Consider the following 19380-nt stretch of genomic DNA (forward strand, 5'->3'; position numbering starts at 1 on the left):
CCATGCAGGAACACGATATGTCCTGGGTGCGTACCGAGATGGCGCTGGCGCAGCCCGCGCCGGCGAGCGTCAGCGGTCCGATCGCCTGGGTGCGCAGGAACCTGATCGGTTCGGTCGGCGACACCATCCTCACCATCCTCGGCATCCTCCTCGTCGCCTGGATTCTGCCGCAGGTCATCAGCTGGGCGTTCATCAACGCGCAGTGGACCGGGCCGGACCGCACGGTCTGCGCGACCGTTGCGCAAGGCGGCATTCAGCCCGACGGCTGGAGTGGGGCCTGCTGGGCTTTCGTCAATGCCAAGTTCGGCCAGTTCATGTTCGGCACCTATCCGGTCGAGGAGCGCTGGCGGCCGATCCTGGTCGCCATCCTGTTCGTGGTGCTGCTGGTGCCGATGCTGATGCCGCGTGTGCCGCGCAAGGGGCTGAACGCGATCCTGCTTTTCCTGGTGTTGCCGATCGTTTCCTTCTTCCTTCTGGTCGGCGGCATATTCGGCCTGCCGCATGTCGAAACCTCGCGCTGGGGCGGGCTGCTGATCACGCTGAGCCTGTCCTTCGTCGGCATCGCCGTGTCGTTGCCGCTGGGCACCGTGTTGGCGCTCGGCCGGCGTTCGAAAATGCCGATCATCAAGATGCTGTGCGTGATCTTCATCGAAGCCGTGCGCGGCATACCGCTGATCACCGTTCTGTTTTTCGTCAGCGTCATGCTGCCGCTGTTCCTGCCGGCCGGCGTCACTTTCGACAAGTACCTGAGGGCGCTGATCGGCGTGTCGCTGTTTGCCGCGGCCTATATGGCCGAAGTGGTGCGCGGCGGCCTGCAGGCGATCCCCAAGGGCCAGTATGAAGGCGCCGATTCGCTCGGCCTCGGCTACTGGCAGAAAATGGGTTTGATCGTGTTGCCGCAGGCGCTGAAGCTGGTCATTCCCGGCATCGTCAACACCTTCATCGGCATGTTCAAGGATACCAGCCTGGTCCTCATCATCTCGATGTTCGACCTGCTCGGCATCGTCAAGCAGAACTTCTCCGACGCCAACTGGGCAACCGCGCAGACCGCGAAATCCGGTTTGGTCTTCGCGGCCTTCGTCTTCTGGCTGTTCTGCTTCGGCATGTCGCGCTATTCAATGTACACGGAACGCCGGCTCGACACCGGCTACAAACGCTAAACAAAAGAACAAGGGGACCCCAGCCATGGCCACCGAAAACGCCGTCAGCGCGGAAGAGATCAAGGTCAATGCCGCCAAGATGCATATCTCGACCACCGATGTCGCCATCGACATCATCGCCATGCACAAATGGTATGGCGAGTTCCATGTGCTGAAGGACATCAATCTGAAGGTGATGCGCGGCGAGCGCATCGTCATTTGCGGACCGTCCGGCTCCGGCAAGTCGACCATGATCCGCTGCATCAACCGGCTGGAGGAACACCAGAAGGGCAAGATCATCGTCGACGGCAAGGAACTCACCAATGATCTGAAGAAGATCGACGAGGTGCGCCGCGAGGTCGGCATGGTGTTCCAGCACTTCAACCTGTTCCCGCATCTGACCATCCTGGAGAACTGCACGCTGGCGCCGATCTGGGTGCGCAAAACGCCGAAGAAGCAGGCCGAGGAAATCGCCATGCATTTCCTCAAGCGCGTCAAGATTCCGGAGCAGGCCAACAAATATCCGGGCCAGCTTTCGGGCGGCCAGCAGCAGCGCGTGGCGATCGCCCGCTCGCTGTGCATGAATCCGCGCATCATGCTATTCGACGAACCGACCTCGGCGCTCGACCCTGAAATGATCAAGGAAGTGCTGGAGACCATGGTGGGGCTGGCCGAGGAAGGCATGACCATGCTCTGCGTCACCCACGAAATGGGCTTTGCCCGTAAGGTCGCCAACCGGGTGATCTTCATGGATCAGGGCCAGATCGTCGAGCAGAATACGCCGGCCGAGTTCTTCGATCATCCCCGCCACGAACGCACCAAACTGTTCCTGTCGCAGATCCTGCACTGAGTGGACTGACGCCGATTCGAGAAAGCCCGGTCGCGCCACGGCCGGGCTTTTGCGTCTGGCCGATCGGATAATGATCGCCTCCATTGAGCCGCGACGAAACCGCGAAGCCGCACCGATGAAAAAACTCCTGTGTTTCCTGGTCACGTTGGTCGCCGCGGTGGTGCTTGCCGCGGCGCTCGGCACGCTGGTGCCGCGCCCTCTCTGGCCCGCGGCCGCCGCGGGCGAGGGCACGCGGCGCATATTGGTGCTGAAAAATCCGATCCACACCGACATCGCCATTCCAGTGGACGACGAGGTGCGCCGGCGCTTCCGCTTCCTGGCCGATGCCGGCCTGCCTTCGGACGCACCCGAAGTGCGCTACCTCGTCTTCGGCTGGGGCGGGCGTGCCTTCTACCTGGAAACGCCGACATGGTCGCAAGTGAAGGCGCTGCCGGTATTCAAGGCTCTGACGCTCGATGCTTCGGTGATGCATGTCGACGTCGCCGGCGATATCTCCGAGGCGCACCCCGATGTCGCCGGCTTCGACGTGGGCGAGGACCGTTTTGCTGCATTGCTCGACTTCATCGAAGCGAGTTTTCAGCAGGGACCGAGCGGCCCGATCGTCATAGACAAGGCCGCCTACTCCAGTTTCGACCGCTTTTATGAGGCCAACGGCCATTTCAACGCGCTGATCGGCTGCAACACCTGGACCGCGGCGGCATTGCGCATCGCCGGCTTGCGCACGGGCTGGTGGAACCCGCTGCCGGCATCGCTTGGGCTGTCGCTAAGGCTTTATAATTAGCTAGCTTTTGCCACGAGCTCCTTTCAGCGACGGACGATCTGCTGCTGTCGCCACCCATAAAGCCAATCCAAATCCGCCGCGAGCTTCTCTCCCGACCGCATCGCGAGCACAACGTTGCGCGCAATCGCCACCGGTCCCCAGGCATGCCAGGCAAGCCGATTGAGCGCGCCGCGTTTCAGCACCTTTTCGATGCGTGGCCGCCGCAGGTTCTCCCAAATGGTGAAGCTTTGCCGTAGGTCGGCTGGGAAGTCGGCGACGAGGTTGGCAAGCGTCGCCGCGTCCTCGATCGCCATGGCCGCGCCCTGTGCCGCAAACGGCGTCATCGCGTGCGCGGCATCGCCGATCAGGGCGATGCCGGCTGGCACCGTCCAGCGTCGCTGCTCGACCGTATGGATTGGGAAGGCGGTCCACGGACAGGCGAGTTCCACTAGCCTCGCCAGCATTGCCGCAGTGCCGCGAAGGGCTCCTGATAGGATGGCGGGATCGGCACGGCCCGACCAGCCTTCCGCGATGCGATCGCCCCGGGTGAAGGCGGCAAGGTTGAAGGCGCGGCCTCTGCTGACGGGGTAGGCGACCATGTGAAAGCCGGGGTGCAGGAAGGTGGTGACGCAGTCGGGGGCGCTGATCGCGGTAAAGGCTCGCCCGGCTTCGCTGTCCGCGCTCACCGTCGCGCGCCACGCCAGTTCGCCGGAGAAGTGGCTGTTCGCGAAGCCGGCTCCGCTGCCTGGACTGGCAAGCCTCCGCACCGACGACCAGACGCCGTCGGCGCCAACCAACAGGAAACCCTCCGCCTGGACCGGCTTGCCGTGCGCCTCGGCAGTCACCGTGATGCCATGCGTGCCGGCGGCAATGTTGCAGATGCGCGCACCGGTGGTGAACTGGATACTGGGCATTTGTGCGACGCGCGCCATCAGGGCGTCTTGCAGATCAGCCCGGTGCGCCACGAGATAGGGCGCGCCCCAGCGTTCCTCACCGGCTCCGCCAAGCGGCACGCGTGCGAGTTGGCGCAGGCTCGCGGCATCCTTCAGCACCACGGCTTCCGGCTTGATGGCATTGGCAAGAAGCGAGTCGAGAACGCCAAGCTGGCGCAGAATGCGCGTCGCGTTTGGAGAGAGCTGGATACCGGCGCCCGCCGCTTCGAGGCGTTTGGCTTGTTCGAACACCTTCACGGGGTAGCCGCGCTCGGCAAAGGCGATCGCCGCTGTCAGCCCGGCGATACCAGCCCCGGCAATCACCACCTGCCGGGACCGCGTCTCACTCATGATCGGGAGGTCAGGCGGCCTGGTCGATGTAGAGGCAGCCCGCCGGCAGCGTTTCCGTCGCCTTCAGCTTCGGCGAATAGCGGTATAGGGTCGAGCAGTAAGGGCAGACTTTCTCATTGTCGTCGCCCATGTCGAGGAACACATGCGGATGATCGAAAGGCGGGTTGGCGCCCGTGCACATGAATTCCTTGACCCCGATGTCGATTGCCGGGTGGCCCGCATCGTTCTGGAAATGAGGAATTGAACCGCCGGCCATCGTCGTCTCCTTAACGCACTCTCTCTTGCATCTGGATCATATCAAGTCTCTTTGCAAGTTCGATGAAATCAAACTGTCGCAAAACCCTGTCAGAGAACTGTCGCAAAAGCCTGCCACAGGATAAGTTAAGCCGGTTAACCGGCTGAGCGGGCGGAAGAGCAGGAATCATGAACGAATTGAAGCCGGTACAAAGCGAATTCAACAATGTCGCGGCAGCGAGCCCGGCCGGCAATCCGGACCGTTTCGTCAACCGCGAGTTCTCCTGGCTGCAGTTCAATCGGCGCGTTCTCGAAGAATCGCTCAACACCCATCACCCGTTGCTGGAGCGCGTCCGCTTCCTGTCGATCTCGGCCGCCAACCTCGACGAGTTCTTCATGGTGCGCGTCGCCGGCCTTGCCGGCCAGGTGCGCGAGGGCATCGTGCTGAAGAGCCCGGACGGACGTACCCCCGAACAGCAGCTCGAGCAATTGCTGCGTGAAGTCGAGCGGCTGCAGGAGGACCAGCAGAAGAGCCTTTCGGCACTCACGGTTCTGCTCAACAAGGAAGGTATCGAGAGCATCAGCCGTGATGCTCTGACCAAGGACGAAAGGGTCTGGCTGGAAGAGCATTTCCAGGACCAGGTTTTTCCGGTGCTTACCCCACTGTCGATCGACCCGGCGCATCCGTTCCCGTTCATTCCCAATCTCGGCTTCTCGATGGCGCTGCAGCTTCGCCATCGCAAGAATGGCGAGGAGATGAGCGCGTTGCTGCGCCTGCCGGTGGCGCTGAAGCGCTTCATCCGCCTTCCGGACCGCAAGAACCATGTCCGTTTCATTCCGTTGGAAGAGGCGGTCGGCCTTTACATCGGCAAGCTGTTCCCCGGCTATGAGGTCAAGGGCTCCGGTACGTTCCGCATCATCCGCGACAGCGACATCGAGGTCGAGGAAGAATCGGAAGACCTGGTGCGGCTGTTCGAAACGGCGCTGAAGCGGCGCCGCCGCGGTTCGGTCATCCGCATCGAATTCGACATGCTGATGCCGGCCGAATTGCGCGATTTCGTCGCCGGCGAGCTTGGCGTCTCGTCGAGCCGCATCAGCGTGCTCACCGGGCCGCTGGCGCTCAGCCAGATTTCCGAGATCGTCTCCGTTCCCCGCGACGACCTGAAATTCACACCCTACAACCCACGCTTTCCCGAGCGCATCCGCGAGCACGGCGGCGACTGTTTTGCCGCTATCCGCGAGAAGGACATCGTCGTCCATCACCCCTATGAGTCGTTCGATGTGGTGGTGCAGTTCCTGCGCCAGGCAATGGCCGACCCCGAAGTGGTGGCGATCAAGCAGACGCTCTATCGCACCTCCAACGACAGCCCGATCGTGCGTGCGCTGGTCGACGCGGCCGAGGCCGGCAAGTCGGTGACGGCGCTGGTCGAGCTCAAGGCTCGTTTCGACGAGGAGGCCAACATCCGCTGGGCGCGCGATCTCGAACGCGCCGGCGTGCAGGTCGTGTTCGGTTTCCTCGAACTGAAGACCCACGCCAAGATGTCGCTGGTAGTGCGGCGCGAGGACGGCAAGCTGCGCAACTACGTCCATCTCGGCACCGGCAACTACCATCCGGTCACCGCGCGCATCTACACCGACCTGTCCTTCTTCACCACAGATCCGACCATCGCCCGCGACGTCGCCCAACTGTTCAACTTCATCACCGGCTATGCCGAGCCGACCGCCGAAATGCGGCTGGCAATCTCGCCGTTTACGCTGAGGAACCGCATCCTCCAGCACATTTCGGACGAAGTTACCCACGCGTTGGAGGGACGGCCGGCGCGCATCTGGATGAAGATGAACTCCCTTGTCGATCCCATCATCATCGACGCGCTCTACGACGCCAGCCGCGCCGGTGTGGAAATCGACCTCGTCGTGCGCGGCATATGCTGTCTGCGGCCTCAGGTGCCGGGTCTGTCGGAAAACATCAGGGTCAAGTCGATCGTCGGCCGGTTCCTCGAGCACAGCCGCATCTACTGTTTCGGCAACGGCCACGGCCTGCCTGCGGACGAGGCGATCGTCTACATCTCCTCTGCCGACCTCATGCCGCGCAATCTCGATCGCCGCGTCGAGACCATGGTGCCGATCACCAATCCAACTGTGCATGAACAGGTTCTGGGCCAGATCATGCTCGGCAACATCATGGACAATCAGCAAAGTTTCGACGTATTGGCTGATGGAACCTCCCGGCGCGTGGTGCTGGAGGAGGGCGAGGAACCGTTCAACGCGCAGGAATATTTCATGACCAATCCGAGCCTGTCGGGACGGGGTGACGCGCTGAAATCGCATGCGCCCAAGCGAATCGCGCAGTTCAAGCGCCGCAAGAAGAACGCCACCGCCTGATGCTGTCCAATTCCCAGGGCCGGCTGCAGGACCGCCGACCGCTGTCCATCATCGACATCGGATCCAATTCGATCCGTCTTGTCGTCTATGAGGGATTGGCGCGTTCGCCGACCATGCTTTTCAACGAAAAGATGCTGGCGGGCCTCGGCCGCGGTATCGTGTCGACGGGGAAGCTCGACCCCGAAGGGGTGGCACGCTCGATGGAGGAGTTTCGCCGCTTCCGCGCGCTCTCCGACCAGGCCGGTGCCGAACACATGTACGTGCTGGCAACCGCCGCGGCCCGCGAGGCGATCAACGGTCCCGATTTCATCCATCGCGCCGAGGATGTGCTCAAGACCGAGATCCGCGTGCTCTCCGGCCGCCAGGAAGCGCATTACTCCGCGCTCGGCGTCATCTCCGGCTTCCACCCGGCCAACGGCATTGCCGGCGACCTTGGGGGCGGCAGCCTGGAGCTCATCGACATCGACGGCGAGGCGATCGGCGACGGCATCACGCTGCCGCTTGGCGGCTTGCGTCTGCAGGACATGGCGAAGAACTCGCTCGTCCAGGCGCAGAAGATCGCACGCCAGGAATTGGCCCGAGCCAAGCTGTTGAAGGGCGGGCAGGGGAGGACCTTCTACGCCGTCGGCGGCACCTGGCGAAACCTTGCCAGGCTTCACATGGAGATGAACAACTACCCGCTCGGCGTCATGCACCACTACGAGATATCGGCCGAAAGTGCTCAAAGCTTCCTCAAGCAGGTGGCCAGGGGCGAGGTCGAAAAGGTGAGGGGTATCGAGGGCGTGTCCAAGAACCGCCGCTCGCTGCTGCCATACGGCGCGCTCGTGTTGCAGGAGATCATGGCGGCGATGCAGCCCTCCAGGATCGTCGTTTCGGCGCAAGGCGTGCGCGAAGGCTTCCTCTATTCGCTGCTCGACGCGGCCGAGCAGAAGGCCGATCCGCTGATCTCGGCCGCCGAGGAACTTGCGCTTTTGCGCTCGCGTTCGGTCCATCACGCGCATGATCTGGTCGAATGGACCGGCAAGGCCTTCAAGGCTTTCGGCATCGATGAGACGGAAGACGAAGCGCGCTATCGCCACGCCGCTTGCCTGCTCGCCGATATCGGCTGGCGCGCTCATCCGGAATATCGCGGCAAGCAGTCGCTCAACATCATCGCGCATGCGTCGTTCATCGGTGTCGATCATCCCGGCCGCGCCTACCTGGCGCTGACCAACGCCTACCGTCACGACGGCGTCTTCAATGAATTGGTGGCGCCCGAAATCAAGGCGCTGGCGCCGCCGCGCCTGTTGGAGCGCGCCCGCGTGCTGGCGGCGATGATGCGCGTCGTGTACCTGCTGACGGCCGCCATGCCCGGCATCATGCCGAGACTGAAATGGGAAAGCCGCCCCAACGGCGCGCTGACGCTGGTGCTGCCGGCTTCGCTTTCCGATCTCTACGGCGAGCGCCCGGCCGGCCGGCTGGCGCAACTGGCGCGCGTCACCAATCGCCGCCTGGTGCTGGCGGTCGAGGGCGGGCCGAGCGTGTCGGTCAAATAGTCAAGTCGCGTCGGCGCCTATGCCGAAGCCCCTTCCGTCGGCCGACCAGGCGCCGGCGCCGGCCATAGCAAGCGCCAGGAAACCGCCCGATATCGCGATATCCTTCATCAGCATCTGCTGGTGCAGGAAAGCAAGCGTCGCATCGCCGGCGCCTTGGCCATAGTGGCCGATATAGCCGGCCGCGACGCAGAAGGCGGCCAGCAGCAGCGCGACGATCCGCGTCTGGAGTCCAACGAGGACCAGCAGCCCTGCTATCAGCTCGAAAAGGCCGGTACACCAGGCGGCGAGCGTTGGCAGCGGCAGACCAAGGCCGGCGAAATAGCTGGTGGTGCCGCCAATGTTGGCAAGCGCCTGGAAGCCGGACGGCACGAACAGCACGGCAAACAGCAGCCGCGAAACCATAAGCAATGCATTGCGACCCATGGCACCCTCCCTTGCCGGCACAGTCGCCGGCGACCATTGCAATCTACGCCTATGATCCCAAAACGAAAAAGCGGCGCGGAAAATTCCGCGCCGCTTGTTTCGGGTCCTTGGGAGGGGAAAGCGTCAGCCGCGCTTGGCGTCGATCGAATAGGCGCCGGCACCCGAGGAGGCCAGCAGCAGGAAGCCGCCGGTGATGGCGAGGTTCTTGAGGAACTGGATCATCTGCATCTGGTCGGCCCAGCCGGTGTGGGCGACGAGCCCGGTCGCGATGGTGAAGATAGCGAGCACCCAGGCTGCGATCCTGGTCTGGAAACCGACAAGGACGGCAAGGCCGCCAAGCAGTTCGATCAGTCCGACGATGACGGCCGTCGCCGTCGGCGCCGGCAGGCCGAGGCCACCGAAGTAGGCGGCCGTGCCGGAAATGGCTGTGAGCTTGCCGAATCCGGAAAGCAGGAAAATGACTGCGAGCAGGATACGGCCGAGCAGGAGGGTGACAGAACTGTTGGATGCGGTACCGGCGCCGGCGGCGGAAGTGTTGATGGACATGGTGACTCTCCGAATGGGTTGAATGACCACTCAGATAGACGATGCCGACTGTTCACCAAAGTCAGCTATGCGGCGACACATTGTTCACAGAATATACATTTCCGTGATTGGGCAGGACGCGCGAAATTCGTATCGGACAGTGCGGCGACGGGAGCAAATTCTCCCGCCGAAAAATATCAGCCGTGGGACGGAAAACGGCTTTGCGCTGTTCCTGGAAGTGCTTACCCCGGATGCGTCATGTCCTCCGGCCGCACCAGGCGGTCATAGTCGGCCTCGCTGACCAGTCCGGTTGCCAACGCTTCCTCGCGCAATGTCGTGCCCTTCTTGTGCGCGGTCTTAGCGATCTTGGCGGCATTGTCGTAGCCGATTGTGGGCGCAAGCGCCGTCACCAGCATCAGCGAACGGTCGAGGGCCGCCTTGATGTTGTCCTCTCGTGCCTCGATGCCGACGACGCAATTATCGGTGAAGGAGACCGAAGCGTCGGCGAGCAACTGCACCGACTGGAGGAAGTTGTAGGCCATCAGCGGATTGTAGACATTGAGCTCGAAATGGCCCTGGCTGCCGGCGAAGGTCAGCGCCGCATTGTTGCCGAATACCTGCACGCAGACCTGCGTCATCGCCTCGCACTGGGTCGGGTTGACCTTGCCAGGCATGATCGAGGAGCCGGGTTCGTTTTCCGGCAGCGACAATTCGCCGAGGCCCGAACGCGGACCGGAGCCAAGGAAGCGGATGTCATTGGCGACCTTGAAGAGTGCCGCGGCCGCTGCGTTGATCGCGCCATGCGAGAACACCATGGAATCATGGGCGGCGAGCGCCTCGAACTTGTTCGGCGCGGTGACGAAAGCGATGCCCGTGATGGCAGCGATGCGATCGGCCACCCGCTCGGCAAAACCGACCGGTGCGTTGAGGCCGGTGCCGACAGCGGTGCCGCCCTGCGCCAGTTCCTGCAGGCCAGGCAGCGTCATCTCGATGCGTTTGATCGACGATGCGACCTGCGCCGCGTAGCCGGAGAATTCCTGGCCCAGCGTCAGCGGCGTGGCATCCTGCGTGTGGGTGCGGCCGATCTTGATGATGTGATTGAAGTCCCGGCTCTTGGCGGCGAGCGCCTTGTGCAGGTGATGCAGCGCGGGGATCAGGTCATGTATGATCCGCTCGGCGCAGGCGATGTGCATCGCCGTCGGATAGGTGTCGTTCGACGACTGGCTCATATTGACGTGGTCGTTGGGGTGCACCGGCTTTTTCGAGCCCATGACGCCGCCCAGCATTTCGATCGCGCGGTTCGAGATCACCTCGTTGGCATTCATGTTGGACTGCGTGCCCGAACCGGTCTGCCAGACCACCAGTGGGAAATGGTCGTTGAGCTTGCCGTCGATGACCTCTTGCGCGGCCTCGATGATCGCCTTGCCGATGGCCGGATCGAGCCGTTTGAGTTCCATATTGGCTTCCGCCGCCGCCCGTTTGACGATACCCAGCGCGCGCACGATCGAAGCCGGCTGCTTCTCCCAGCCGATCTTGAAGTTTCCCAGCGAACGCTGCGCCTGCGCGCCCCAATAACGGTCAGCGGCAACCTCGATGGGGCCGAACGTATCGGTTTCGGTTCTGGTCTTTGGCGTGCTCACGGCAAGTCTCCGTCTGTCGATTTGGGCAAGGGCGTATCGCGTTGCACAAAACGCATCAAGCAGAGATTGCGCATGGTGGGGATGCAAATCGGTTGAAGAAGGTTCACGTGGATACGCTTCGTATGCAGCCGAACCCTGGCTAGGTTCCTGTTGTACTTTCGCGAACCTCTCTTCCCTTGAGCGACCGCTGATCACCTCAACAGCGATCGGGCCGTGGGCACCAGCCGCAATGTCTCGGCCGGCTTTGTTCTGACGGCTTGCTTGCCCTGGCCGAACGCCCGCCACGCCGGCAAAGTCGCGAGGCGATGGCTGGCATGGGCGTCGGCGTCGTGGAAGCCGGTAACGGCGATGAAGACGTTTTCTTCGGCGCGGATGGGAAGTCGCGGGAACGTGTTTGCGGCCGGCTCCGTCAGGAAGGCGCCGAGCAGACGCGCGCCATTGTGGGCAAGCCGCGCAACCATCTCCTCCCGGAAGCGCCCGGCGAAGTCGGCCTCGGAGCCCGCCTGCAAATGGTGAATCGAAATCTCAACCAGACTGGGCAACTGATTCCGATCGCTTGTGCTTTTGGCCAAGGCGGCCGTTGACCGGCTCAACCCCGACAGATCGAAGCCGGCATCCGGCCACGCCGGCTGCAGCAGCAACACATCGTCGGAATCGATCATCGTCGCATTGGCAGCATCGCGATGCGCCGCCCATACGGGTCCGTCATAGAACGCGCCCAGGGCGTCCTTGCGGGCATCCATGCTGTCGAAACCGCGCATCCAGACGAACATGTCGGGGCGGTCGAGGTCGCGGAATTGGCCGATGATCGTCATCCCCGCGTCTTCCTGGCTCTCGATGAACTCCGCGTCGAAGATCTCGATCAACGTTTCGCGGCGGCCGGGTTTCAACGTGTACTGGCGCAATTCGACGATCGGCGAGGCGAGAGCCGCCGGCTTCGGCATGGCATTCGGGGTCGGGTTCATCCGGCGTTCTCCAAAACAGGTTGATCATCCTGTTTTATAAACAGACCGGTTGCCCTGTTTTGTCAACATGCTAGTCTTCGAGAATGTCAGCAGAGACCAACAACCGGCCAAGGCGAGCCCGAGGCAAACGCATCAACGACCCTGAAGGCATGCGCCGGAAAGTGCTCGATGTCGCGGAAGTCGCGTTTCAGGCACGCGGCTACCATGCTTCCAGCCTCGGCGATCTGATGGCGGCGGCAGGCGTTAGCGGTGGCGCGCTCCATCATCATTTCCCGACCAAGAAGGCATTGGCGCTGGCGGTCATCGACGAACGCGTGGCTGCGGCGGTCGAGGAGACGTGGATCACGCCGATGCAAGCGGCGGCTTCGGCGCGCGAGGGCGTGCGTCAGGTGTTCGAAGCCGTGGCGGCGGAACTGGAACGGCAAGGTTTCGTGCGCGGCTGCCCGCTCAACAATCTGGCGCATGAACTCTCGCTCGCCGATGCCGAATTCCGTACGGCACTCGCCGGTATCTTTGCGGCATGGCGCCAGGCGATCGCCGACAAGATCAGGGCCGATCAGCAGGAGGGCAGGGAGCAAGGCACGGATCCCGGGCATTTCGCGGTGGTTGCCGTCGCCGCCTATTCCGGCGCCATGTCGATGGCCAAGACAGCGCAGGACGCCGGCCCGTTGCGCGATTGCCTCGCGGCGTTCGAGCGGAGCGCCTCGCAAGCGGCATCATCGCAGGGTGAGCCGGGGGCGAGGCGGCGTCGCAGGGTGCTGCGACGGCACGGCACCATTTGAGCCGGAGGATCAGTCAGCCCGGCATTGCGGCCGATGCCGCGACGAGCGCGGGAAGCCAGTTACTACTCTAATGGCTTGATCGTCTCGTAACCGTTCACCGATTCCGCACTGGTGCCTTCATCGTAGCGCCGGGCGAGAGCGGCCTGCAGATCGGGTGAATAGAGCGCCGTGAAGGCGTCGAGTGTCTCGCCGGCTCCGTTCTTGAAGGTTTCCTTGACGGCGAGCACATTGTATTTGCAGTCGCCCAGGCTGAACGTCTCCTTGTCCTTGACGGCCAGCGTCAGTGTCTTGGTGGCCTTCGGCTGCTTGCTGGGCGACAGTTCGACGAACTCGATCGTGCTCTTGGCTCCCGCCTTCAGCGGAAACAGTTTTCGCAGATCGGAAAACGGGATCATTGCCAGCCGACCGGTTTCGCTGTCGCGAAAAACCTCGATCAGGCCGGCAAACAGGAACTGCTTCTGCGGCGATTGCTGCTCGTAGGTGTTGGTGACCGATATCATCCCGCCTGCCGCTGGCCGAAACTCGCTTTGGATACCGGGTCTTGCCAGGACAAAGCCATTCCTCGCAGATTTCGCGTCGACGCACGGGCCACCATGCGCGGCGCCAGCGGTGAACAGGATCGCTGATATGCCGGCCGATAGAGTCTTCATGGCCTTCCCCTTGCCATAGAGCTTGATCTGTATGCCCTAGACATGGCAGACGCCTGTCGTGCTGTCGATGATGATAGGGCGGCTCCTTCCATACGACGATCGCAAATGGCGCGGGTTGAACTTTACTGCCGCCCGCTCTCATGCTGAAATCCCCGGATGATAAATCGCACTTCGTCCCTATTGCTCTCGCGCCGCGGCTTTCTGGTGCAGGCCGCCGGTCTTGCCGCGGCCGGTGCGCTTTCACGCCCGGCGCTCGCCCAGACCGGGCAGCGCATCCAGCTTGTCGACGCCACCTTCCTGTTTGTTGCCGATGTCCATGCCTGCCGCATGGCAAGCGGCTTGAGCCCCAATTGCCAGCAGGAAGGCAAGACGGACACGGCGCTGCTTCGCAACGTCGCGGCGTTGAACGCCATCGGTGACAAGGATTGGCCGGCCGAGATCAACGGCATCGCAACGGGCCTGCGGCCGGCCGGCAGCCGCATCGGCACGCCGCTCGGCCTTGTCGTCGGCGGTGACATCACCGACGATGGCGGCGGTCAGATCACCGAGCCCAGCGAAGGCACCCAGCTCCTGCAGTTCAGCCAGCGCTATCAGCAAGGCATGGGTCCCGACCGCGTGCATGTCCCGGTCTATGTCGGGCTCGGCAATCACGACCTCGATCAGAACGGTCCGCCGCACCATGTCGACTGGTACCGGCGCGAAATGCGCGATTATGTCGAGGTCAATCATCGTGCCGGGGTGTTCTTCAAGCCGCCGGTGCCGGCCACCAGCTACGACGTCGACACCGACTGCTATTCATGGGACTGGGGTGGCCTGCATCTGGTGCAGACCCATCGCTTCGCCGGCGACACCGGCCATGGCGCCGACAACAGCCTGCCTTGGCTCAAGCAGGACCTGGCGACCTATGCGGCGGACGGCCGCCCCGTCATCCTGTTCCAGCACTATGGCTGGGATAGTTTTTCGATGGAGCGATGGGACCCCGTCAAAAGAGTATTCGACGACGGCGGCAAGGGAGCGTCGCATTGGTGGAGCGATGCGGACCGCCAGGCATTGCTGGCGGTCCTGAAGGGCTACAACGTTGTCGCCGTTTTCCACGGTCATCAGCACGAGGTGCCGATGATTTATAAACGCGACGGCCTCGATCTCTTCAAGCCGAAAGCCGCCTATATGGGCGGCTTCGCCCTGGCACGTGTTACCGAAGACAGCGTGGATGTCGTGCTGGGTGAAGCCGGCGACGACCATGGCGACGTGATTTTCACCAACGCCTTCAGCAAGTCGCTGAAGACGTGAAAAGGGCCGCTCGACGCGGCCTTTTTCACAGCGATCAAAGCGCTTTCTTGACCTTGTCCTTCACGTCGCCATAGGCCTTTTGCACCTTGCCAGTAGCCTTGTCGGCCATGCCTTCGGCCTGCGTCTGCCTGTCGCCGGCCGCTTTGCCGGCGGCTTGCTTGACCGAGCCTTTTACCTGCTTGGCCACGCCGGCGACCTGATCCTTGTTCACCATTTTTCGCATCTCCCGGGTTTGGTTCGCCTGAGCAAACGAGCCGGCACGGTTTCGGTTCCAGCAGCCGCTGCTTGTGTCGGCAAAACAGGCGCCTTTCGACGGCCGGGCAGGCAGGCTAGGGTGCCGGCAAGCGCACTCCGCAAGGAGAGCAAGACCACCAGGGGGGGACAGATGTCGGAATTCACGCTCTATATCGGCAACAAATGCTTTTCGTCCTGGTCGCTTAGGCCCTGGGTGGCGATGCGGCATCTGGAGATACCGTTCGAGGAGGTCTTGGTTCGGCTGCGTACCCCCGAGACCGCGGCCAAGCTGGCGAAAGTGTCACCGACAGGTCAGGTGCCCGTCTTGGTTCACAAGCCCTTGAAACACGATGGCAGGATTATCTGGGAAACCCTTGCCATCCTTGAATATCTCGCCGACTTCTTTCCCGAGAAAAAGCTCTGGCCGGCCGATATCGGCGCCCGGGCGCTGGCGCGTTCGGCGGCGACCGAGATGCATTCCGGGTTTCGCGAAGTCCGCTATGGCTGGCCGATGAATTTGCGCCGGCCCAAGGGGCACAAGCGACTCGACGCCGAGGGCGAGATCCAACGTGCCCGCATCGAGGCACTGTGGCGTGAGTGCCGTGAGAAACACGGTAAGGGCGGTCTGTTTCTGTTTGGCCATTTCACCGTGGCCGATGCCATGTATGCGCCCGTGGTCACCCGGTTCGACACCTATGGCGGGAAACTGGCGTCCGACACCAGGGCCTATGTCGAAGCGGTTCTGGCAACACCGGCAATGCGCCAATGGTATGCCGAAGCCGCCGGGGAGACATGGCCGGAGCCAAGCCCCGACGAATAGGACCCTGGGGCCTGATCCAGAAAAGTGGAACCGGTTGCCGGCGGCCACATATCGGGCGCACGCTGAGGAACATTCCGCCGGCCGCGCTCTATCGCATAGCACGGTTGGTGCGAAGACGATCGCGGCTCGGCCTGCGTGTATACGGGAAAGGCATGATGCGGTTGGCGCGCCGCCGATGCGCATGGTTCTCGCCAAATAGAACGCCCCTCGCGCCTGTTATCTCGCGGGGGGCGTCTTTGCCATCAACCCTTCTTTCGATTGCTCTCATGAATTGCTGATGACATGGACAAAATGCGCGTTTGCATGGATGGTTCCGGGATGCGGCGATTTTTTTTTTTGAGTTGATGCGGCGCGCCGCGATGCCAGCGGTTGGTGAATCCACGGCTTGGGTCATCCGAGTTTGACAAGCCGCCAAAAGAACCCTACAAGCAATTCGTCGATATTTGTTTGACTGACTTTTGTTATCCGCGCTTTCGAGCGCGCCTTTGACGAACTTCCCACATCAAAAATCGAGACAAACGGCGTTATGCATCCGCATGACGGCGAACGAATATTTGCCATGGAAAGGGTTCGTCATGAGCACCGGCACAGTCAAGTGGTTCAACGCCACCAAAGGTTTTGGTTTTATTCAGCCTGACGACGGCTCCGCCGACGTTTTTGTCCACATCTCGGCCGTGGAGCGCGCCGGTATGCGCGACATCGTCGAGGGCCAGAAGCTCGGCTATGAAATGGTCCGCGACAACAAGTCGGGCAAGATGTCGGCCGACCAGTTGAAGGCGGCCTGAAGATAGAATTCTGCCGTCCCGGTGACCACGGATGTACTGGCACCGGTGAATGGCGAATTCGGGCGCATGGCCACGGGAACCTGAGTTTCCAAGGTTTGTGCTGCCCATCGGGAGCTAGCCTTGTGCATCCAGTTGGATGCACGGCGCTCCCAGGGAAGGTCAGGCGGTGCCTGGCCTTTTTCATTTTACGCTTGTTGCCGCCGAAAATGCGCTGCGCATTGGGCTGAACGTGCTAAGGGACGCTCCAGCAATTTGAATCCGCTGCCGCATTGCTTTGTGCATGGTCCCGACCGAAGACCCGGTCTCGTCCTATCGGCACCAGGCTCCTGACAGGAGAAAGATTTTGACCGCTCATTCGAAGCCCGCCGTCGATCCGGCCGTGTCGCTGTTCAGCAAGACGCAAACCCAGTCGATGTCGCTCAACCGCATCATTTCCGAGCGCGACGCCGTCAGCCAGGCGCGGGAAGCCAAGACCGCGCGCTTGCGCGAGTTGCGGCTGGAGAAGGAAGCCGACGAGATGGCGGCGGCCGCAGCACTTGCGGCGCTGCCGAAACGAGCCGGAAAACGCTGATGGCCACCAAGCGCGTACCGCCAACGCCGATCGCCGCCGATGCGACCATCGCCGACATGGTCGAAACCCTGGACAAGCCGGTCGAATATGTCCGGCGCGTGCTGGAAAAACTCGAACGCTGCAAGCGCGCCCATGGCGATGCCCAGGTGCGCATCGGCGTTCGCGGCCGTGCCGAAGCCCCGAACTATCTGATCGAATATGTCCGCGAGGACGCCAAGACCCATGAGCGGGTGACCTATCAGGATGCTGCCTATAGCGGCAGCACGCATCGTGAGCTGGCGCCGCATCACATCGCGGAAGCCAGGAACTGGTCGCCCGAGGAAATGAACATCACGGCGGTTTCGGCGCTGATCGGCCGCTTGCGCAATCCGCGCGCACCATCATCGCGTTTCGCCGACGAGGACTGACATGGCAATAAAATTTTCCGCCAAGGACCAGCCGGCAGCGACGGCTTCCGCCGCAAAGCCGGCCAAGCCGGCGGTCGCGCCGAAGGCCGCCGAGACAGCGACGGATCTGTTCAAGTCGCCGGTCGACGCACCGAAGGGCAAGACGGGCAAGAAGAAGTAGCACCTTGCCTCGGGATGCCGATCGCAACCTTGCCGCTTCGGGGCCGTTTGCCGTGGCAGCCGCTGGCAGCCTGCCGTCATCAGGCATAGCTCCTGTCTTCGATTGCCAGAGCTGCGGCGCCTGCTGTTCCTATTCGGCCGAATGGCCGCGCTTTTCGACCGAGGACGATGCGCAGCTCGACCGCATCCCGGAAAAATACGTGGCGGCCGACCTGTCGGGTATGCGCTGTGACGGCGTGCGCTGTTCGGCCCTGTCCGGCGAAGTCGGCAAGTCGACCGCTTGCACCATCTATGAACTGCGCCCGGATGTCTGTCGCGCCTGCATGCCTGGCGATAACGAGTGCCTGATGGCACGCCGGGCGCTTGGATTTTCTACCTCTTAGCGGGCGGCGTCCTGGTGGCGAATGCGTGTCGCTTGTGCGGATCCCGCTTGCTGGCTAGGCTGCGTCAGGCAGGGCGCCGGAGGAAATCGTCGTGAGCATCGAATTTCTGTTGACGTCGCTGATTGTCGTGGCTTCGCCCGGCACCGGCGTTCTCTACACGCTGAGCGCCGGGCTTTCGCGCGGTGCGCGTGCCTCGATCATCGCAGCCTTCGGCTGCACGCTCGGCATCATCCCGCACATGGCGGCCGCCATCACCGGCCTGGCGGCGTTGCTGCACACCAGTGCTGTCGCCTTCGAGACGCTGAAATATCTCGGCGTCGCCTACCTGCTCTATATGGCCTGGAACACGCTGAAGGAGAAGGGCGGCCTGAGCGTCGAGGACGATGTCGTTCCGCGCTCGGCAGGCAAGGTGATCGCCACAGGCATCCTCGTCAACGTGCTCAATCCGAAACTGTCGATCTTCTTCTTCGCCTTCCTGCCGCAATTCGTCAGCACCACCGAACCCAATGCGCTGTCGAAGATGCTCGAGCTCAGCTCCGTGTTCATGCTTTTGACCTTCGTGGTCTTCATCGGCTACGGCATCTTCGCGGCCTCGATCCGCAGCCATGTCGTGTCGCGACCAACGGTGCTGACCTGGATGCGCCGGACATTTGCCGGCGCCTTCGTCATGCTCGGCGCCAAGCTGGCGCTGGCGGACAGGTGATCGCGCGGCTCAGCCCTTGACGTAACCCATCGCCTCGACGATCCGCCCGTTTTCGACGCGCATCAGGTTGACGCCGCGCAGCGAATTGCCGTCGGCCATCCAGTAGCGCCAGCGGATCGTGGCGCGGTCGCCGGCCACGAAGGTCTCCTCGATGTCGAAGCGCGTACCGGGTGCGGTGGCGATCGCCGACCACAGCTCGACGCAGGCAGCTTTGCCGGCGCGGCACGCGCCGTCCGGCGCCGGCGTGGTGTTCTCGATCACGCAGTCCTGCGCCACAAGCTCGTCGAGCGCCGAGGGATCATGACGCTGGAAGACGTCGTTGTAGCGCCGCATGATCTCAGCCGTGCAGCCGGTGCGGTTAGTCGTGGCGATGTCGATGATCAATTCCCGGGTCATGGGATTTTCTCCTTCCGTTTTCAGTGAGTTATGAGGTTCGTCTTCAGCGTGATCGCGGCGACGCCGGCCAGCGCCCGCGAGACGAGGCATCCAGCCTTGGCCGACTGCGCCAGCCGCTCGAAGTCGGCGGCGGCGAGCCCAGCGACATTCGCCTCCGTCTCGATCTCGATGCGGGTAATCGTCGGCCCGGCCGAGGTGGCACCCAGATGCACCTTTGCGACCGTATGGATGTCGCTTGCGATATGACCTTCACCACCGAGAATGGCGGTGAGCGCCATCGAGAAGCAGCCGGCATGAGACTTCCTGTGTCAACCTGTTGTGAGCAAGAGGCTAGCGGCGGGGTGTTTGTTGGGGTCGTAGGATGTGCGGTCCTGCCATGCGCGCCAGAGGATCCTGAGCCAGGCTCTGGCGAGGATGCGAACGGCATGAGGGTGTCTGCATCCTCGCTTTCTGGCATCGTGATA

The 19380-nt window shown here is 62.6% G+C and carries 23 protein-coding genes and 1 pseudogene; 14 read left to right on the top strand and 10 right to left on the bottom strand.

Annotated features, from left to right (window positions below; genetic code table 11):
- Nucleotides 1-2: 2 nt before the first annotated feature.
- From C7I87_RS22575 to C7I87_RS22585, 3 genes are all read left to right on the top strand, one after another.
- Nucleotides 3-1160 (top strand): amino acid ABC transporter permease, encoded by a 1158-nt coding sequence (locus tag C7I87_RS22575; RefSeq protein ID WP_149906285.1) that lies wholly within the window; start codon nucleotides 3-5, stop codon nucleotides 1158-1160.
- A gap of 79 nt (nucleotides 1161-1239) precedes the next feature.
- Nucleotides 1240-1989, top strand: coding sequence for an amino acid ABC transporter ATP-binding protein (locus C7I87_RS22580; RefSeq protein WP_031240865.1), 750 nt, complete (start codon nucleotides 1240-1242; stop codon nucleotides 1987-1989).
- A 115-nt stretch (nucleotides 1990-2104) separates the two neighbouring features.
- The gene (locus C7I87_RS22585) at nucleotides 2105-2770 is read left to right on the top strand and encodes a TIGR02117 family protein (RefSeq protein ID WP_149906286.1); all 666 of its coding nucleotides are present in this window, start codon (nucleotides 2105-2107) and stop codon (nucleotides 2768-2770) included.
- 23 nt (nucleotides 2771-2793) lie between these two features.
- Here the strand turns inward: C7I87_RS22585 and C7I87_RS22590 are convergent, their stop codons facing one another.
- On the bottom strand, nucleotides 2794-4032 hold the full coding sequence (locus C7I87_RS22590) for an FAD-dependent monooxygenase (RefSeq protein WP_149906287.1): 1239 nt from the start codon (nucleotides 4030-4032) through the stop codon (nucleotides 2794-2796).
- Nucleotides 4033-4042: 10 nt separating this feature from the next.
- On the bottom strand, nucleotides 4043-4288 hold the full coding sequence (locus C7I87_RS22595; protein WP_015318409.1) for a zinc-finger domain-containing protein: 246 nt from the start codon (nucleotides 4286-4288) through the stop codon (nucleotides 4043-4045).
- Between the two features lie 167 nt (nucleotides 4289-4455).
- Between C7I87_RS22595 and C7I87_RS22600 the strand changes: the two genes are divergently transcribed.
- Together C7I87_RS22600 and ppx are read left to right on the top strand one after the other, a co-directional pair.
- Nucleotides 4456-6648 (top strand): RNA degradosome polyphosphate kinase, encoded by a 2193-nt coding sequence (locus tag C7I87_RS22600; RefSeq protein WP_149906288.1) that lies wholly within the window; start codon nucleotides 4456-4458, stop codon nucleotides 6646-6648.
- Nucleotides 6648-8183, top strand: coding sequence for an exopolyphosphatase (gene ppx, locus C7I87_RS22605; protein WP_149906289.1), 1536 nt, complete (start codon nucleotides 6648-6650; stop codon nucleotides 8181-8183). Before C7I87_RS22600 ends, ppx begins: the two co-directional genes overlap by 1 nt.
- Here ppx and C7I87_RS22610 read toward each other — a convergent pair whose 3' ends face one another.
- The 4 genes from C7I87_RS22610 to C7I87_RS22625 all read right to left on the bottom strand — a co-directional run bounded on the left by C7I87_RS22610 (nucleotide 8184) and on the right by C7I87_RS22625 (nucleotide 11736).
- Nucleotides 8184-8606 carry a DoxX family protein gene (locus C7I87_RS22610; protein ID WP_149906290.1) on the bottom strand — a complete coding sequence of 141 codons (423 nt, stop codon included), beginning with the start codon at nucleotides 8604-8606 and terminating at the stop codon, nucleotides 8184-8186.
- A gap of 123 nt (nucleotides 8607-8729) precedes the next feature.
- Nucleotides 8730-9152 carry a DoxX family protein gene (locus tag C7I87_RS22615; protein ID WP_149906291.1) on the bottom strand — a complete coding sequence of 141 codons (423 nt, stop codon included), beginning with the start codon at nucleotides 9150-9152 and terminating at the stop codon, nucleotides 8730-8732.
- A 221-nt stretch (nucleotides 9153-9373) separates the two neighbouring features.
- Nucleotides 9374-10771, bottom strand: a complete 1398-nt coding sequence (gene fumC, locus C7I87_RS22620; protein ID WP_149906292.1) for a class II fumarate hydratase — start codon at nucleotides 10769-10771, stop codon at nucleotides 9374-9376.
- A gap of 191 nt (nucleotides 10772-10962) precedes the next feature.
- Nucleotides 10963-11736, bottom strand: a complete 774-nt coding sequence (locus C7I87_RS22625) for an NIPSNAP family protein (protein ID WP_149906293.1) — start codon at nucleotides 11734-11736, stop codon at nucleotides 10963-10965.
- A 149-nt stretch (nucleotides 11737-11885) separates the two neighbouring features.
- Between C7I87_RS22625 and C7I87_RS22630 the strand changes: the two genes are divergently transcribed.
- Nucleotides 11886-12518, top strand: coding sequence for a TetR/AcrR family transcriptional regulator (locus tag C7I87_RS22630; RefSeq protein WP_188393948.1), 633 nt, complete (start codon nucleotides 11886-11888; stop codon nucleotides 12516-12518).
- A 62-nt stretch (nucleotides 12519-12580) separates the two neighbouring features.
- On the opposite strand, the gene C7I87_RS22635 is transcribed toward C7I87_RS22630, so the two are convergent.
- A complete protein-coding gene (locus C7I87_RS22635) occupies nucleotides 12581-13168 on the bottom strand; it encodes a hypothetical protein (protein ID WP_149906295.1) in 588 nt (195 codons plus the stop codon).
- A gap of 156 nt (nucleotides 13169-13324) precedes the next feature.
- Between C7I87_RS22635 and C7I87_RS22640 the strand changes: the two genes are divergently transcribed.
- A complete protein-coding gene (locus tag C7I87_RS22640; RefSeq protein WP_149906296.1) occupies nucleotides 13325-14458 on the top strand; it encodes a metallophosphoesterase in 1134 nt (377 codons plus the stop codon).
- Between the two features lie 34 nt (nucleotides 14459-14492).
- Here the strand turns inward: C7I87_RS22640 and C7I87_RS22645 are convergent, their stop codons facing one another.
- Entirely contained in the window at nucleotides 14493-14681 is a 189-nt protein-coding gene (locus C7I87_RS22645; RefSeq protein WP_188393944.1) for a CsbD family protein, read from the bottom strand.
- Between the two features lie 162 nt (nucleotides 14682-14843).
- On the opposite strand from C7I87_RS22645, the gene C7I87_RS22650 reads away from it, so the two are divergent.
- From C7I87_RS22650 to C7I87_RS22680, 7 genes are all read left to right on the top strand, one after another.
- Entirely contained in the window at nucleotides 14844-15512 is a 669-nt protein-coding gene (locus C7I87_RS22650; protein WP_149906298.1) for a glutathione S-transferase family protein, read from the top strand.
- A 575-nt stretch (nucleotides 15513-16087) separates the two neighbouring features.
- Nucleotides 16088-16297: a cold-shock protein gene (locus C7I87_RS22655; RefSeq protein WP_010915421.1), complete on the top strand. Its 210-nt coding sequence runs from the start codon at nucleotides 16088-16090 to the stop codon at nucleotides 16295-16297.
- Between the two features lie 343 nt (nucleotides 16298-16640).
- Nucleotides 16641-16868 (top strand): hypothetical protein, encoded by a 228-nt coding sequence (locus C7I87_RS22660; RefSeq protein ID WP_149906299.1) that lies wholly within the window; start codon nucleotides 16641-16643, stop codon nucleotides 16866-16868.
- Nucleotides 16868-17275: a hypothetical protein gene (locus C7I87_RS22665; protein WP_149906300.1), complete on the top strand. Its 408-nt coding sequence runs from the start codon at nucleotides 16868-16870 to the stop codon at nucleotides 17273-17275. The genes C7I87_RS22660 and C7I87_RS22665 overlap by 1 nt, the downstream gene beginning before the upstream one ends.
- Before the next feature lies 1 nt (nucleotide 17276).
- The gene (locus tag C7I87_RS22670) at nucleotides 17277-17435 is read left to right on the top strand and encodes a hypothetical protein (protein ID WP_149906301.1); all 159 of its coding nucleotides are present in this window, start codon (nucleotides 17277-17279) and stop codon (nucleotides 17433-17435) included.
- 52 nt (nucleotides 17436-17487) lie between these two features.
- On the top strand, nucleotides 17488-17817 hold the full coding sequence (locus C7I87_RS22675) for a YkgJ family cysteine cluster protein (protein ID WP_188393949.1): 330 nt from the start codon (nucleotides 17488-17490) through the stop codon (nucleotides 17815-17817).
- A gap of 91 nt (nucleotides 17818-17908) precedes the next feature.
- On the top strand, nucleotides 17909-18520 hold the full coding sequence (locus C7I87_RS22680; protein WP_149906303.1) for a LysE family translocator: 612 nt from the start codon (nucleotides 17909-17911) through the stop codon (nucleotides 18518-18520).
- A 9-nt stretch (nucleotides 18521-18529) separates the two neighbouring features.
- Here the strand turns inward: C7I87_RS22680 and C7I87_RS22685 are convergent, their stop codons facing one another.
- Both C7I87_RS22685 and C7I87_RS22690 read right to left on the bottom strand, forming a co-directional pair.
- Nucleotides 18530-18916 (bottom strand): nuclear transport factor 2 family protein, encoded by a 387-nt coding sequence (locus tag C7I87_RS22685; protein ID WP_149906304.1) that lies wholly within the window; start codon nucleotides 18914-18916, stop codon nucleotides 18530-18532.
- A 20-nt stretch (nucleotides 18917-18936) separates the two neighbouring features.
- Nucleotides 18937-19203: pseudogene (locus C7I87_RS22690) on the bottom strand (OsmC family protein); the annotation flags it as partial.
- Nucleotides 19204-19380 lie beyond the last annotated feature (177 nt).

The organism is Mesorhizobium sp. SARCC-RB16n (assembly GCF_008520305.1).
Lineage (GTDB): Bacteria > Pseudomonadota > Alphaproteobacteria > Rhizobiales > Rhizobiaceae > Mesorhizobium.